Origin of the sequence: Anoxybacter fermentans, from assembly GCF_003991135.1 — a bacterium.
GTDB lineage: Bacteria > Bacillota > Halanaerobiia > DY22613 > DY22613 > Anoxybacter > Anoxybacter fermentans.
In genome coordinates this window covers 1,231,581-1,246,934 of the sequence record NZ_CP016379.1, presented here as the reverse complement: position 1 = coordinate 1,246,934, position 15,354 = coordinate 1,231,581, and the positions used below count along the sequence as shown (strand labels likewise).

General features: G+C 35.1%; 11 protein-coding genes. 9 read left to right on the top strand and 2 right to left on the bottom strand.

Annotated elements, in window-relative coordinates; all coding sequences use genetic code 11:
- The first annotated feature begins 1 nt into the window (after position 1).
- The 5 genes from lpdA (at position 2) to BBF96_RS05580 (ending at position 7,271) form a co-directional block, all read left to right on the top strand.
- Positions 2–1,372 (top strand): dihydrolipoyl dehydrogenase, encoded by a 1,371-nt coding sequence (gene lpdA / locus BBF96_RS05600; RefSeq protein WP_127016236.1) that lies wholly within the window; start codon positions 2–4, stop codon positions 1,370–1,372.
- Positions 1,373–1,542: 170 nt separating this feature from the next.
- The gene (locus BBF96_RS05595; protein WP_127016235.1) at positions 1,543–2,718 is read left to right on the top strand and encodes a CdaR family transcriptional regulator; all 1,176 of its coding nucleotides are present in this window, start codon (positions 1,543–1,545) and stop codon (positions 2,716–2,718) included.
- A 439-nt stretch (positions 2,719–3,157) separates the two neighbouring features.
- Positions 3,158–4,297: a glycerate kinase gene (locus tag BBF96_RS05590; RefSeq protein ID WP_127016234.1), complete on the top strand. Its 1,140-nt coding sequence runs from the start codon at positions 3,158–3,160 to the stop codon at positions 4,295–4,297.
- Positions 4,298–4,356: 59 nt separating this feature from the next.
- A complete protein-coding gene (locus BBF96_RS05585) occupies positions 4,357–5,691 on the top strand; it encodes a GntP family permease (protein WP_127016233.1) in 1,335 nt (444 codons plus the stop codon).
- Between the two features lie 221 nt (positions 5,692–5,912).
- On the top strand, positions 5,913–7,271 hold the full coding sequence (locus BBF96_RS05580; RefSeq protein ID WP_127016232.1) for a phenylacetate--CoA ligase family protein: 1,359 nt from the start codon (positions 5,913–5,915) through the stop codon (positions 7,269–7,271).
- Positions 7,272–7,343: 72 nt separating this feature from the next.
- Here BBF96_RS05580 and BBF96_RS16630 read toward each other — a convergent pair whose 3' ends face one another.
- On the bottom strand, positions 7,344–7,925 hold the full coding sequence (locus tag BBF96_RS16630) for a DDE-type integrase/transposase/recombinase (protein WP_205665724.1): 582 nt from the start codon (positions 7,923–7,925) through the stop codon (positions 7,344–7,346).
- A 460-nt stretch (positions 7,926–8,385) separates the two neighbouring features.
- Positions 8,386–8,676, bottom strand: a complete 291-nt coding sequence (locus tag BBF96_RS16625; protein ID WP_205665723.1) for a hypothetical protein — start codon at positions 8,674–8,676, stop codon at positions 8,386–8,388.
- 189 nt (positions 8,677–8,865) lie between these two features.
- Here BBF96_RS16625 and BBF96_RS05570 point away from each other — a divergent pair, with 189 nt between their 5' ends.
- The 4 genes from BBF96_RS05570 to BBF96_RS05555 all read left to right on the top strand — a co-directional run bounded on the left by BBF96_RS05570 (position 8,866) and on the right by BBF96_RS05555 (position 14,860).
- Positions 8,866–9,360, top strand: coding sequence for a hypothetical protein (locus tag BBF96_RS05570; protein WP_127016231.1), 495 nt, complete (start codon positions 8,866–8,868; stop codon positions 9,358–9,360).
- A gap of 1,873 nt (positions 9,361–11,233) precedes the next feature.
- Positions 11,234–11,881, top strand: coding sequence for a M48 metallopeptidase family protein (locus BBF96_RS05565; RefSeq protein ID WP_127016230.1), 648 nt, complete (start codon positions 11,234–11,236; stop codon positions 11,879–11,881).
- A gap of 255 nt (positions 11,882–12,136) precedes the next feature.
- On the top strand, positions 12,137–13,516 hold the full coding sequence (locus tag BBF96_RS05560; RefSeq protein WP_127016229.1) for a TldD/PmbA family protein: 1,380 nt from the start codon (positions 12,137–12,139) through the stop codon (positions 13,514–13,516).
- 15 nt (positions 13,517–13,531) lie between these two features.
- Positions 13,532–14,860 (top strand): TldD/PmbA family protein, encoded by a 1,329-nt coding sequence (locus tag BBF96_RS05555; RefSeq protein WP_164730912.1) that lies wholly within the window; start codon positions 13,532–13,534, stop codon positions 14,858–14,860.
- Positions 14,861–15,354: the final 494 nt, after the last annotated feature.

Sequence of the window (15,354 nt, the reverse complement as noted above, 5' to 3'; positions counted from 1 at the left end):
GATGAGTTATGATCTGATAGTTATTGGGGCTGGTCCTGGGGGGTATGTGGCGGCCATTCGAGCTGCTCAATTGGGTGGTAAAGTAGCTATTGTTGAGAAGGATGCTCCCGGTGGAACCTGCTTAAACCGTGGATGTATCCCAACCAAGGCTTTGACTGCCAGTTGTGATGTATTGCGGAAAATTAAAGATGGAAAGCGTTTTGGTATAAATGTGGAAAATTACTCCGTTGATTTTGAAAAGATTATGGCTCACAAGGAGCGGACTGTTAAACAGTTGGTTAAGGGAATCGAATTTTTATTTAAAAAGAATAAAATCGATGTTTATAAAGGTATGGCAAGAATTATTGATCCCAACACTGTTCAAGTTAGTGGGGAAGAAGGTACTCAGAAGATTAGTGGTAAGAACCTGATTATCGCAACTGGTTCTATACCCCAAACCTTTCCCAACATGAACTATGATGGTGAACGAATTATCACTAGTGAGGAGATTTTGAATTTGAAAGAAGTTCCCGAAAGCTTACTTGTAGTAGGCGGTGGTGTAATCGGCTGCGAGTTTGCTTCAATTTTTACTGAGTTGGGAAGTAAAGTGACTGTGGTGGATATTATGCCCAGATTGATTCCTAATGAAGATAAAGAGATTAGTGCTGAATTAGAACGTCAATTCAAAAGGGCGCGGATTAAGGTGCAGACAGGAGTTAAAATCGAGACTATTGAAAGGACAGATGATGGGATTGTAGCAAAATTGGAGAATGGGACAGTAATAGAAGCTCAAATGGCACTTTTATCATTAGGGCGTTTGCCATATACTGAAGGCCTTGGGTTAGATGAGTTAGGAGTAACCTTAAATCGTGGTGCAGTAGTGGTCAATGAGTATTTGGAGACTAATATCCCGAATATTTATGCTGTTGGGGATGTGACAGGAAAAGTGATGCTGGCGCATGTTGCGTCGGCTCAGGGTATTCGTGCTGTGGAGAATATCTTCAAAGAGAAAAAGCCAATGAATTATGATGTTATTCCCAGTTGTATTTTTACCCATCCTGAGATTGGTACGGTTGGCTTGACTGAGGCGAAGGCTAAAGAGAAAGGTTTAAATCCAAAAATAGGTAAGTTTTTCTTTAAAGCTAATGGTAAAGCTTTGACCATTAATGAACCAAATGGTTTTGTAAAGATTGTTGCTGATGAGAATGATATTATAGTCGGTGCTCAGATTATTGGGCCACATGCATCTGATTTGATTCATGAACTGGCTTTGGCGGTACAAAATAAACTAACTGTAAGTGCAATAACTTTGACTATCCATGCCCATCCAACATTGGCAGAAACAGTACTAGAAGCGGTGGAGGATATATATAGAAAGGCGGTACATAAATAAGGATATGATAATACCCGGAGAAGATAACTATCTACTCCGGGTTTTATTGGAATATGTTATATTATATGTGTGAGAAAATACCCTGATCTGAAAGAATAACTTTGGAAATATTTCTTAAGGAAACAATCCGTAAATATATTAAGAATCGGAAAACAAGGGGGTGAGACAAAATGAATTTAACTTCACAACTGGCCCAGACAATCGTAGATCGAACTATGGAAATATTGGGTTTAAATATAAATATTATGAATGAAAAGGGGATTATCATTGGAAGTGGAAATCCACGAAGATTGAATACTCTTCATGAAGGTGCAAAAGAGGTAATAGAAAAGGGAAAGATACTAAAAATCTCAGAACAGGAAGCAAAATACTTAAAAGGGGTAAAACCCGGGATTAATTTGCCAATATATTTTAATGGGCAAATTATAGGAGTAGTGGGAATTACGGGAGATCCAGAAGAAGTAGAAAAATATGGTGGTCTAGTAAAGATGGCAGTTGAACTGATGCTTAAACAGGTTTTTTATTTGGAAAGGGTACAGTTGGAAGAACAGGCTGAAGAACAATTCATTAAAGAGATTTTGAGTAAGAATAAAGATATTTCAGAAAGTGTTATGCAAAGCAGAGCTAAAGCGATGGGTTTTAATTTTGAACAACCTTATCTGATATTTGTTCTTGAAGTAATTAACCTCTGGGATGAATTATTAAAAGACCCGCAGAAAAAGACCAACATGAAATTACAACAATATAAAAAAGAGATTAAATTTGAAATTCAGGATTTCTTTTATGGTAGGACAAAGACAAAAGTTTTCCATTTAGATGGAGAAAAATTTGTTATTTTAATGTATGAAGATAAAAAGGAGAAATGGAGAGAGACCAACTTTCTAAAAATAGGAAAGAATTTAGTACAGATTTTGAGTAATAAATTTGATCTTAAATGCAAAATTGGTATTGGTAGTATCCAACAGAACTTGGGAGGGATTGTTAAATCTTTTGAGGAAGCGATGGAAGCTTTAAATCTGGGGAAGAGGTTTTATCCCCAAAAAGAAGTTTATCATATTGAAAAATTGATTATAGAACGCATGGTCAAAGATTTATCACGGGATGTACGGATAAAGCTTGCCAGTAAGTTTCCCTTAGAGCAACAACTTCAACAGAGTTTAGAAATTTATTTTTCTACAAATTTGAATATAAGTCAGACTGCGCGCAAGCTTTTTATTCACCGTAATTCGGTGGTATATAGGTTAAAGCAGATAAAAAAGATTACAGGGCTTGATCCAACTGAATTTGAAGATGCTATTCAGTTAAAAATGGCTTTACTATGTTATAAATTTGAAAAAAAGAAATAAAAATAGATAAATAATTATTGATTTTACTGTAAAAAGCTAATTTTTCGCTTTAAAAGAAATTTTTCGAACCATCTAAAGTTCGACTGAAATCTCATTAAGATGGTTAAACAAAAAATTTCTATTGCACTTAAAATTGACTTTTTGCAGTTTAATCATTATTTGGATTTGTGCAAATATACAAAAATAAAAATAAATAATAGTATGAAAATTGTATATTTGCCAATTGAATTTATACAATGTGTAGTTTAAACTTAAATTAAACGAATTATCTTTTTATTTTGATTAAAATACAAAAAGATAATTTTAAATCTTAGTGAGATTGAAGGAGTAGGAGATAAGGAACTAGTCATAGTTATTTTTTATTTTGAAAAATCAAAATATTTATATAAGATAATTTTTTCAGTAATTTTTAAATAATGAGTTAGGATGGTGAGAATAGATGAAAATATTGATAGCTCCTGATTCTTTTAAAGGAAGTTTAACTGCTATAGAGGTTGCAGAGAATTTGGCAAGCGGTTTGAAAAAGGCAAATTCTCAATTTGAAATAGAGATACTGCCTATGGCTGATGGTGGAGAGGGAACAGTCCGTTCTCTTGTTGATGCAACTAATGGTCGGATTGTTAAAAAAGTAGTGACTGGCCCATTGGGAGAAAAGGTAGAGGCGTTTTTTGGCATTCTAGGTGATGGAAAAACGGCCGTTATTGAAATGGCAGCAGCTTCTGGATTACCTTTAGTACCAAGAGATAAAAGAAATCCCTTAAAAACTACAACTTATGGTACCGGTGAGTTAATTAAGGTAGCACTGGATGAAGGATGTCGGAATTTAATTATCGGAATTGGTGGTAGTGCTACCAATGATTGTGGGATTGGGATGGCTCAGGCCTTAGGAGGCAGGTTTTTAGATGCCAATGGAAATAATGTTGGTTTTGGTGGGGGTGAATTAAAAAAGATTGAAAAGATTGATTTATCTAATCTGGACCCAAGGATTAAAGAAGCAAATATCCAGGTAGCCTGTGATGTAGATAATCCTCTTTATGGTAAAAATGGGGCTGCATATATTTACGGTCCACAGAAGGGTGCAACTCCCTCAATGGTAAAGGAGTTGGACGATGGGCTTAAGCACATTGCTATGATAATTAATCGTGATCTAAAAATTAAAGTAGATAATATTCCTGGTGCTGGTGCTGCTGGGGGTTTGGGTGCGGGACTTATGGCATTCTTAAATGCAGAGCTAAAACCTGGTATAGATATTGTAATAGAAGCAAGCCGGATTGAAGAAAAGGTTAAGGAAGTTGATTTAGTGATAACTGGTGAAGGAAAAATAGATTCTCAGACTATATTTGGGAAAACCCCTATTGGAGTAGCCCGTGTAGCTAAGAAATACTCAAAGCCGGTTATAGGTATAGCCGGAAGTCTGGGTGCTGGAGCTCTTAAAGTTTATGATCATGGGATAGATGCATTGTTTTCAATAATCAATGCTCCGATGACACTGGATACAGCAATAGAAAAAACACCGATTTTATTGGAGGAATTGGGTGAAAGTATAGGGCGGATGATAACTCTTTCTTATCAGCTTTAAGGAGGTGACTAATAAAAAAAGCTGATAAGAAAAATAAATAAAAGGGGGATGATACAATTATGATACAAGGGCCTTTGTTGCTTGTTATTTTAGCGGCGGCGGTTGCTTTTATTGTTCTGATGACAGCAAGGATAAAAATGCATGCATTTCTAGTATTGCTTCTTGCTGCATTTGGTGTAGGCCTTTTATCAGGAATGGAACCTCTTGAGGTTATTAAGACGGTGACAGGTGGTTTTGGAGGTATTTTGAGTTATATCGGAATTGTTATTATAGCAGGAACTATTATTGGAACTTTATTGGAAAAATCCCGCGGTACTTTAACCATGGCCAATACTGTATTGGGTTGGGTTGGTAAAGCAAAATCTGCTTTAGCTATGTCGATTACCGGTGCTATAGTTTCTATTCCTGTATTCTGTGATAGTGGTTTTGTTATTTTATCATCCTTAAATAAATCTCTGGCTAAAAAAGCTAAAATCTCCATGGCTACAATGGCTGTAGCTTTATCGACTGGTTTATATGCAACTCATACACTTGTTCCACCAACTCCTGGGCCAATTGCAGCAGCTGGAACTCTTAATGCTGATTTAGGACTCGTGATCTTATTCGGATTAATTGTTGCTATTCCTGCTATCCTGGCTGGTTACCTATGGTCTACAAAAATTGCATCCAGATATTATATTGAACCAGATATTGAAGTGGAAACTAAAGAAGGGGATATTGACCTACCAAAGCCAATAGATGCTTTTGCACCAATTGTTGTTCCTATCATTTTGATTACTTTAAAATCAATTGCTGATTTTCCAAGCCATCCATTTGGTGAAGGTGGAATTAAAACCTTCTTTGATTTCTTTGGAGATCCGACTGTAGCGTTAATAATTGGTATTTTCATTGCTTTCAGGTTGTTACCCAGATGGAGTGAAGAATATATAAATGGCTGGGTTGGGGAAGGACTCAAAAATGCTGCATCTATCATAATGATTACCGGGGCTGGTGGAGCTTTTGGAGCAATTTTGAAAGCTACCCCAATTGGAGAATATCTGGGAAATACCTTATCTCAGTATCACCTGGGAATCTTTTTACCTTTTATTATAGCTGCTGCTCTGAAAACAGCTCAAGGTTCTTCAACGGTGGCACTTATCACAACTGCTGCTTTAGTCAGTCCGATTTTACCAGAATTAGGTTTGAATTCTGAAGTTGCCAGAGCACTGGTTGTAATGTCCATTGGTGCTGGTGCTATGACCATTTCCCATGCTAATGATAGTTATTTCTGGGTAGTTAGCCAGTTCTCCAATCTTGACACTTCCACAGCTTATAAAACCCATTCATTGGCTACTCTTATTCAGGGTATAACTACAATTATTGTGGTATTTATCCTTTCTACTATATTTGTTTAATTTAAGACCCGGGCTTTTGATGGCCCGGGTTTTATTTTGTTTGATGTAAAGAGAAGGAATTTTAAAGTAAGTTACCGAAACAAAGTTTTAGAACTTTTTTATATAAAGGTGGGAGTTAGTTATCAAGAAGGTCACTTTAAGTTCTATATAAATTAACAGAACATAAAATATGGTTAGAGAATGGATAAATCTAAAATTCAGGAAACGGGTGGTAGAGATAGATGAATTACTTTAGTTTAGTTTTCAAGGCCTGGAAATTGAGCAGAAATTTTTACAAATCAAGAGAAGAGATTATTAAAATCAGGGAATATGGTTTTAGAAAATTGTTAAAGTATGCTTACAACAACTCAAAATTTTATCGGGACTACTATTCCAGTCATGGAATAAGAAAAAAGGATCTTGATGAGATTCCTATCTCCGAGTTACCTCCTATTGATAAAAAAATTTTTATTGAAAATTTTGATCAACTAACTACTAGGGAAGAACTAAATCGAAAAGATATCGAGAAATTTCTTAAAAAGTCCTGCTATCAAGATGAAAAATATTTAAATCAATATACTGTAGTTCATTCTTCTGGTAGTACAGGACAACCCACATATTTTATCTATGATAAACCAGCCTGGGAGACTGTTCTGGCTGCCGGTTTTAGAGCCTGTAAAGGTGAGTTTGAAATTAAAGATATCATGAAGATTGGAGTTTTAGATGGTATCAGAGTAGCTTATATTGCTGCTACAGAGGGTAGATTTGGCGGAGTCATGGCTGCCAATGCCGGTATTAAAGGTTTTGGCTTTGAACCTCTTTTGGTCAATATTAACATGCCCCTTAATAAGTGGGTAGATAAGATTCAGGATTTTCAACCAAATGTAATTATCGGCTATCCCTCGGGAGTACAGATTCTCTGTGATTTAATTAGTGAGGGAAAAATTCATGTTAATGTTATCAGAGTAATTACTGGGGGCGAGCCCCTTACTAAACCATTGAGAAATTATATTGAGTCAGTTTTAAAGAGTGAAGTTTTTGATATTTACGGGGCCAGTGAATCCATAATTTTGGGATTAGGAAGAAGAGATTATCACGGACTTTATCTTTTTGATGATATTAATTACATGGAATTAGATAAGGATTGTACTTATCTTACTCCTCTATATAATTTTGCTCAGCCATTGATTAGATATCGGCTATCAGATAAATTAAAAGGTAAAAAAAGGAATAAAAATGAAATCTTACCCTATACTAAAATAGAAAAGATAGTGGGACGAAATGAGGAAATAATGTGGTTTAAGAATGAAGATGGAAAAGAAGATTTTATTCATCCCCTAATTGTTGATGAAATTGAAGTAAAAGGATTGGAAAAATATCAGTTTGTTCAACTTTCATCCCATGAATTTAAGATCAGGGTGGTGTTACAAAAAAGTGTAAATAAAGAACTACTTGAAAAAGAAATTAGAAAGCAGATGGATGATATTCTTAAGGAAAAAAATTTAACCAATTTAAACTATTGGATTGAGGAAGTACAGGAAATTCCGATTAATCCTGCTACAGGTAAGAGTAAAATGGTGATTAAGGAGATGGAAAGTTAGATTCCCGTTGGTAGGAAGCTCCAGCTTCGGGTTGCAAAAATTGAAATGAAAAATTAGCTTTTTGCAGTAAAATTATCTGATGAGTTGTGCCCAGTTTTCAATTATTCGACCAGTGAAGTCTGTAATCTGCAAAGGTGGTTTACCCCCAAATGAATCATGGGGTTTTAAGTAGTTGAAATACAACTGATACAGTATTGTATGAGAGATAGCGCCTTCGAAAGAACTGAAGCTTTTATGTCGTTTATAATGTGATTTATAAATTCCAAAGAAGCGTTTTACTATGTTTTTGTAAGGCCGATAAGCTTCATTGCTGTAATCGACTATTCCATAGGGAAAAAGCCCTTTAATCTGGTGGTGATCGATATTGGCATTTAGAAATACTTTAGCAGTATGTACAGCAACTTCATAGATTGGAGCTTTATCGGTTATTAGAGTGAATTTTTTACCGTCGTATTGTTTGATGATCCTTTGTAGAATTGTAAGGGCAGCTTTAGCATCACGATGTTTAGAAAGATGCTGAGAGATGACAAAATCATGTTTATCATCGATGGCTGTAAATAAGTAGTGCCATTTGCCTTTAACTTTGACATAGGTTTCATCGATAGCGACAATACCAGATAAAGGTAAAGGTAGTTTTGAAATCAAGGGTGCCAATTTAGCAGCTAATGAAACTGTCCATTTTTGACTGAGAAATTTGCCAGGTTAGTTTGATAGCCTGTACAGTTTGTTGTAAAGAGAGACCTAATCCGATATAGAAATTAATAGCTTTAGAGATTATAAAAGTTCCGTAATGGCTGTTAGCCAGGTTAACTGGTGTTTTTTGTAGAGATGAGATTTCTAATTCCTCTGGATCAAGATCAAAAGCACGATAACGATATCTTTTACGTTGATTAACCCATTTAGGGCAGTTATTGTTTTTACATTTGTATTTGGTGTAATGTTTTCTATGTTTTTCTTTAGAGAGAGCATGGCCACAAAATGGGCAATAGTATGTAGGATGTGTTTTAGGTTGATGAGGCTTTTTTGGAGCTCATTGATATTTACAAACTTTACACTGAAGTTTTTGATATCCATCTGGATTACGTCCAAAGAGTCTGAGATAATCTTCAGGGGCTCAACAGTGTGGGCATTCATCGAAATCAATATTTAAAGATTTAATTCTGCGTACAGGTTTGATTGGTTGTCTGTTTTTTTCAGCTTCAGTGAGTAATGTTTGATAATCTTTGTAAACAGGTTTTACGAGAGGTAAAGGATCATTAAGATTGTTTAATTTAGAGTAGCTGTCATCAATCTGGTTAGATGGTTTAAAATCAATACGGAAATATTGTGAAAGAATTAAAAAGAGATTAAGAAGAAAATTTAATAAAGAATTTAAGAGGATATTGAGTAGTGGTTGACGAATCATAACTTACGAATCCCTCCATTCTGGGTGTAGTGAGTTGTATTTTGGTCAACTACTACCTACTACTTCAGGGGGAGGGATTCCTTTTTTTCAGGAAAATCCCGACCCTACAAGGAAAAATCAAGCTTTTGCCCCTTGAAAAAGGGAGAAAATTTGACGGAACAATATTAAAATATAAAGGGGGTAAATATTTTGATATTTAAAAATGGTTTTAAATGGGTAGTAATAGTTCTGATTATTATTTCTGTTATATATGTAATAACAAACAAATTTAATTTTCCCATTCCCAATGATATTCACGCTTTACAAGATTTTGTCTCTGGTTATTCTATAACTAGTAATATAACAAATAAGTTTATGGAAGATTTTCACCTGGATGACACCAAGGAACTTTATGCAGCCACAATAGGTTCGGGTAATAAACAAGTATTATTTGCAGCTATTCATTTTCAGAAAACTACTTCAGCTGGTTTATTTTTTTTAAAATATAAAAATTTCTCTATGGGAAATATTAAAACTGGTTCATTGGATATTAATATTCCTTTGTTTTTTAATTACTGGACTGCTAAAACCGGAGGACGAAAATATATTTCCTGGCGAAAGGGGGAATGGGTAATAATTATTAGTGGCAAAAATAGCAAAAGAGTTAACGAAATTTTTGAGGATTTTAAATCATTTGTAAAATAATTTACTGTATACAATTTGGTGAATAGAAACACAAACAAATAACCTTCTTATAGGGTGTTGTTTTAGCCCTTTTGAGTAATGCGTATACACTTGTCTTTCGGAATGCAATTAAAAAATGTTAATTTTCACTAATTCAATTGAGTAAAATAAAAATTCAGGTAAAATGCAGTTAGATTAATAATTAATCTGACTTAAAGAAGATTAAAAAAGATATGAGAGTTTTGTGAAAAAGCCCCGGAATCTGTTTTGTGATTTTTTTGGTGTTATTTTCGAAGCAAGTTTAACCTAAATTGATGAATTCTGGCAGTTATACTTAAAAGCCTATCCATTCCAATCATTTTCTTCGGTGGTTGTAAGCGGAGGGAATTCTTTAGCTAAAAGGATTGGAAGATTAACGGCTTATTGCTTAAAAGACCGTTTTTTCATATGGAACGATTTTTATAATCGTATTAACAGTTTTTGTGATTGGTTTAATTGTAATGGCACTTTGGTGTAGTCCATTGGGGATTTTCTTTATGCTGGTTGTGTATTTGGTATCTGAATTCGTTGATCCCCTGATTTCAGGATATTTGGCTTCATCGTGTACCTTCTCAGGTAAGAGCGACTGTGGAATCCTTCCAATCTTTGGTTTTTCGGATTGTTACTGCTTTGGTCGGCTTGTTATTTGGTTTTATTTTCACAAGAAGCTAAATTCATCGCGGTTATTTGGTTCTTGGATTACTTTTGTGGATGTACTGGTGTTATTACCTATCACATAGAAATGTTCTAAATGACGGGAAGAATATGTGATAGGAAATCCGATGGCTTCCGAACATTCATAGATCTAGCTGAGTTGATGGGCAATTTAAAAAAAACACAGCAGGCAAATCAGCGCCTTTTCTGGTGGAGAGCAGATAGTCTGAGAAAAAATGGATCCAAATTGTGTTTAATATAGAAATGGATCCAAAAATATTGAATTTAGTCAATGCTTCCACATCCGACCGGCCAAGTCTGTGTCGAACTGGCCTGTCGGATATCGGGAACTGCCAAACTTTTTTTTATAATATTTTTGCTCTTTGATTAGTAAGAAAGATTATTTTTTTACAATTGATGAAGCTGAATATATAAAAGCAACTATACAAACATTTGAAGGATGCAGGTGTAAATGCCAAAGGTTTAATTAAATGATGTTTCAAAAAAGTTTTACTGTAGTTTGTCGCAGAGGAATAGTTCAATTTAATTAAGAAAAGAGGGAGTATGAAACACCTTCCTAGGGTTATTTAAATCATTTACGGTAAAGAAAAATACAAAAGATATTAATATTGGTTTAATTCCGAAGGGCTGCATCGTAAAAACTGAAGATGTAATATGACGTATTTGCAAATCAAAATAAATTAATATTTTATTTTTTATAGTAAATTTTTTGAATTTTTTTAAAAGGTATACCTTTGCAGAGAACAATATATGTTGACTGGGAGGGTCAGGTTGTTAAACTTACCTGGATACCTTCAAAGCGACCATCTGATTTGAAAAGAGTAACAAGTGTACATGGATTTTGCTTTTGATAATGATAATAGGATTCTATTAGTGAAGGTTAAGGGAAAAGGGTTTTAATATGGTAGCGTCAAATAAGACATGAAGTTTCCTAGAAAATGGAAGTAGGTAGTAGTTTAAGACCATTCTATTAGGTAGAATAAAAAATATCATGCTTAGAGTCAAGTAATAATTAACCATTCAATCAAAAATAAGGGAATCAAAGTTTCGAATAAGTTTTATCACTAATTGTACTTTACTTAAAGAATCTGCCCAGGGTTAAAGGGCTTCGTTCTGTTACACTACTCTGACTTTTTGCTTAGTAGTTTAGCTTCTATAAGGCTTATTGAAGCTTAGATGTTTGTTCAATGATCCATCAGATGATTATACTGCAAAGAAAAAGTTATACTGTAAGTTGAATTTAAAAAAGGGAGTTTTACCTGTGGAGAAGTATCCATTTCAATTAAAAGAAGAAGTTATTTTTAAAAAAGGAATCCGTTGCTGTTCTGGCAGAATCAGGGAAGGGAAACTTCTCTATTATTTACCACGACAGATGAAAAGGGAGTTGGTTGAAAAAGTTCTGGCAGAAATACGGCAAAATCTTATTTTAAGGCTAAAGGATGCCTACCGCTATTATAATTATTTCCGCAAGTGCCAATCACACATTCATAAGTCTTACGAATTAAAAAAAATGGCTGAAGAAATTTATACTCGCAAATATTCAACTCTTGATTTTTCATTAACTATCAAATTCCGGCGGCAAAAGACTGTGATGGGGACTTATAGGCGAAAAAAGGATGGGAAGGTTGTCATTTATATTAATGATCATTTTAAAAATGCTCCTGAATTTCTTTTAGAATATGTAATAGCTCATGAATTAAGTCACCATCATTTTTCGGGCCATGATCAGGCTTTCTACCGGGAACTTTCTCAGCTCTGTCCAGATCATAAGAAAAAGAGAAAACTTGCCAATCAATATCTCCTTTTAAAAGAAGCTGAAATCTTTTAATGATAACTAGAATTTAATGATTTTTTTTAAAATAAGGTTGACATATCCAAAATTTTAGAATAACATTAAATTAACTAGAATAAAGGTGGCTGGTATACAAAAAATTGCGCTATTTTGCCATTGTTTCGGGAAAAGTTCTTTTTAATTTTATTTGCGATGCCTGGGTAAAGTAGTGTTTCTCTTGCAGCCTCGATTATTTACAAGCTGTGGGAGAATTTTTATAGTTTTTACTTTTTTTATAAGGAGGTATTTAGAATGCTGGCATTATTAAAAGAACTGGTTCACCAATCATCTGAATGGGTTGAGATCCGATATCACAAACGGGTACTGACAGAGATTGAAATTCGCAATGGTGAAATGGATAAGGCCAATTTGAAGACACTGGCAGGAGCTGGAATTCGAGTTTTAGTGGATGGATGCTGGGGGTTTGTCTCTACTTCTAATCTGACAAAAGAGGGTTTAACTACTGCTATTAAGGAAGCTATAGAGGCTGCCCGAACAGGTGCTGGTTTGAGAAAAGAAAAGATAAAGGGATTGGCGAAAGGTCAAATAGGAAGAGGAAGTTATAATTATGTTCCCGAGCGAAAAGAGCCCAGTTTAAAAGAAAAAATTGCTTTTTTATTCGAAATGGACAAAGCGATCCGGAATTATTCTGAATTAGTAGTTTCCAATGCTGTACTTTATAACAAATTTGAGGATGATAAGATTATCGTAAACTCAGACGGTGCAGAAGTAGAAATATCTGATGTAAAACAGGATCTGGCTATCCATTGTATCATGATGAAATCTGGTAAACGGGAGATGGGTATAGTTTCTACAGCGGTCACCGGTTCCTGGTATGATTTATTTAAAGAAAAATCAAAAGAAGAGCTGGTAGAGGAAGCCTGTCGTATAGCTCGTGAAAAATTGGAAGCTGAGTATGCCCGTGGAGGTCAGTATACTGTGATTCTGGATCCTCAGTTAGTTGGGGTTCTAGCCCATGAAGCCATAGGCCACACTGTTGAAGCGGATTTTGTTCTGGCAGGTTCTGTTGTTAAAGATAGAATTGGAGAAAAGGTTGCCAGTGAATTAATTACCCTGGTAGATGATGGAAATGTTGAGAGAGCTTCCGGGATGGTTTTGGTCGATGATGAAGGAACAATAGTTCAACGTTCTCTAGTAATTGATAAAGGTATTCTCAAAGAATATCTTCATAATAGGGAATCTGCATACATTTTTAATACTCAGCCGAAAGGTAATGCAAGAGCTTTTACATATCGGGATGAACCAATAATTAGAATGACCAATACTTTTATATTGCCTGGTAAAGATGACTTAGAAGAGATGATTGCTGGAATTGAAGATGGATATTTCCTGAAAGGTATGGGCGGTGGGGGTCAGGCCGATTCTACCGCAGAGTTTATGTTTGGAGTCCTGGAAGCCTATGAGATTAAGAAAGGTCAATTGGGTAAGATGGTCAAAGGTGTGACCATTTCCGGGCAGGCTTTTGATGTCTTACAGAGTGTGGATGCTGTAAGTAAAGAGTTTCAATTGGGTTTGGGTAGAGGTTTTTGTGGTAAATGGCAGCCAGCTAAAGTTGATGCAGGTGGACCATATCTCCGTTGTCGCGTAACCATAGGCGGTCAACAGGAATAAAGAGGAGGGGTAATGATGAAAGATCTACAATTATGTCAGGAGATTGTAGAAAAGGGTCGTTCTCTTGGAGCAGATGAGATTGAAGTTTATTATCATAAAGAGAAAAAAATAGAAGTAATGATTGAGAAAAATGACCTTCAGATTCCAAAAGCTGATGATTATGAGGGAATCGGAATCCGGGTCATTAAAAATAATAAAGTGGGTTTTGCTGCTACCAATCGTCTCGATCAGGTTTCCATTGAAAAGACTTTACAGGGGGCACTGGATCTGGCAGAAATGAGTACAGCCAGTCCTTATAATCAACTTCCAGATCCACAACCTGTACAAATTTTAGAGGGATTAATAGATCCTAATGGATTTAGTCTGACAGCAGAAAAAGCTGTTGAACAAGCGGGTATTATTATGGAGACAGTTTTACGGGATTCGCGGGTTACATTGGATTCTGCCAATGTAAAGGGTTCATTTATCTCCAGAGCTATCGCTAATTCCAGGGGCCAGGCGGTAAGGGAAGATCGAACTTTATATGAATGTTTTTTAATTGGTTTTGCACGGGATGGAGATGATATTTCATCTTTTAATGTGGAGTTTATTTCAGGTTCTAACTTTGAAAAACTTCCCATACGGGAGAAAAGTGAGAAACTGGCCAGAAAAGTAGTAAATACTCTTGGAGCTAAGTCAATTCCCAGTTTTAAAGGTTCTGTTATTTTATCGCCTCTGGCTATCCACTATATTCTTTTACAACCCTTATCTTTTGTTTTAAGGGGTGAGGCTGTGGTAACAGGAATGTCACCTTTAAAAGAAAAGTTGGGTGAGATGATCTCTAGTCATAATTTAACCCTGGTAGATGATCCTACTTTTGCTGATGGATACTATTCACGTTCTTTTGATCGTGAAGGTGTACCATCTATTAGATTGCCGATTATTACTAAAGGACAATTAAATTCCTTCCTTCATACTAATCGTACTGCTCTCAAAGCAAATACTGTTTCTACTGGTCATGCTTCCGGAAATGATCAAAGTATTACCAATTCTGCTACCAATCTGATGATTGAACCCGGTGATGTTAGTTTGGAGGAAATGATTCAGGATATTAAACGTGGGATTCTGGTTAATCGTTTCTCAGGAAATTCTGATCCCATCAGTGGTGATTTTTCTGGGGTAGTAAAAGGCGGTTACTATATTGAAAATGGTGAGATCGTTCAACCTATTCGGGAAGTTATGATTGCTGGGAATTTCTATCAGATGCTTAACCAAATATCACAGCTTTCTAATGAAGTGGAAAACTTTGAATCCAGTTACACGCCATATATTCAGTTTGAAGGTGTTTCTATTACCGGTAGATAAACGATTTTATTAATGATTAAACTGCAAAAAGCTAATTTTGAGCACCATAGAAATTTTTCGTTAAACCATCTTAGTGAGATTTCAGTCGAAATAAGGTCTCATCACAGGATGTGATGAGCTAATCAAGGGCCAGGAGGGCCCATTGATTAGTGTGCCTTGTTTCGACTGAAATCGAATTTTAGATGGTTTGAAAAATTTCTCTTGAAGCTAAAAATTAGCTTTTTACAGTAAAATCATTAATTAATATAGATATTCTGTTATTAGACTTCTTCTTTGGGTTAATCTCCTAAGTGAAGAAGTCTATTTTTTTTATTTTCAAAAGGGTTACTTATAATTTTTGAAGGACAGATTTTTGAATGTAGAAAATATTTAGGAAATTTCCTCCTAATTTTTTGCATGTTTCGATTAAAATTAAAGATATAGGGTAAAACATGTCGATGTTATATATAAAAGCATAAATTACCGAAACCGAAACACTTGTTCTGCTTACTTTA

Excerpts from the sequence above, each read along its gene's own strand:
- lpdA (WP_127016236.1), top strand. The coding sequence starts at position 2 with ATGAGTTATGATCTGATAGTTATTGGGGCTGGTCCTGGGGGGTATGTG.
- BBF96_RS05595 (WP_127016235.1), top strand. The coding sequence starts at position 1,543 with ATGAATTTAACTTCACAACTGGCCCAGACAATCGTAGATCGAACTATG.
- BBF96_RS05590 (WP_127016234.1), top strand. The coding sequence starts at position 3,158 with ATGAAAATATTGATAGCTCCTGATTCTTTTAAAGGAAGTTTAACTGCT.
- BBF96_RS05585 (WP_127016233.1), top strand. The coding sequence starts at position 4,357 with ATGATACAAGGGCCTTTGTTGCTTGTTATTTTAGCGGCGGCGGTTGCT.
- BBF96_RS05580 (WP_127016232.1), top strand. The coding sequence starts at position 5,913 with ATGAATTACTTTAGTTTAGTTTTCAAGGCCTGGAAATTGAGCAGAAAT.
- BBF96_RS16625 (WP_205665723.1), bottom strand. The coding sequence starts at position 8,676 with ATGATTCGTCAACCACTACTCAATATCCTCTTAAATTCTTTATTAAAT.
- BBF96_RS05560 (WP_127016229.1), top strand. The coding sequence starts at position 12,137 with ATGCTGGCATTATTAAAAGAACTGGTTCACCAATCATCTGAATGGGTT.
- BBF96_RS05555 (WP_164730912.1), top strand. The coding sequence starts at position 13,532 with ATGAAAGATCTACAATTATGTCAGGAGATTGTAGAAAAGGGTCGTTCT.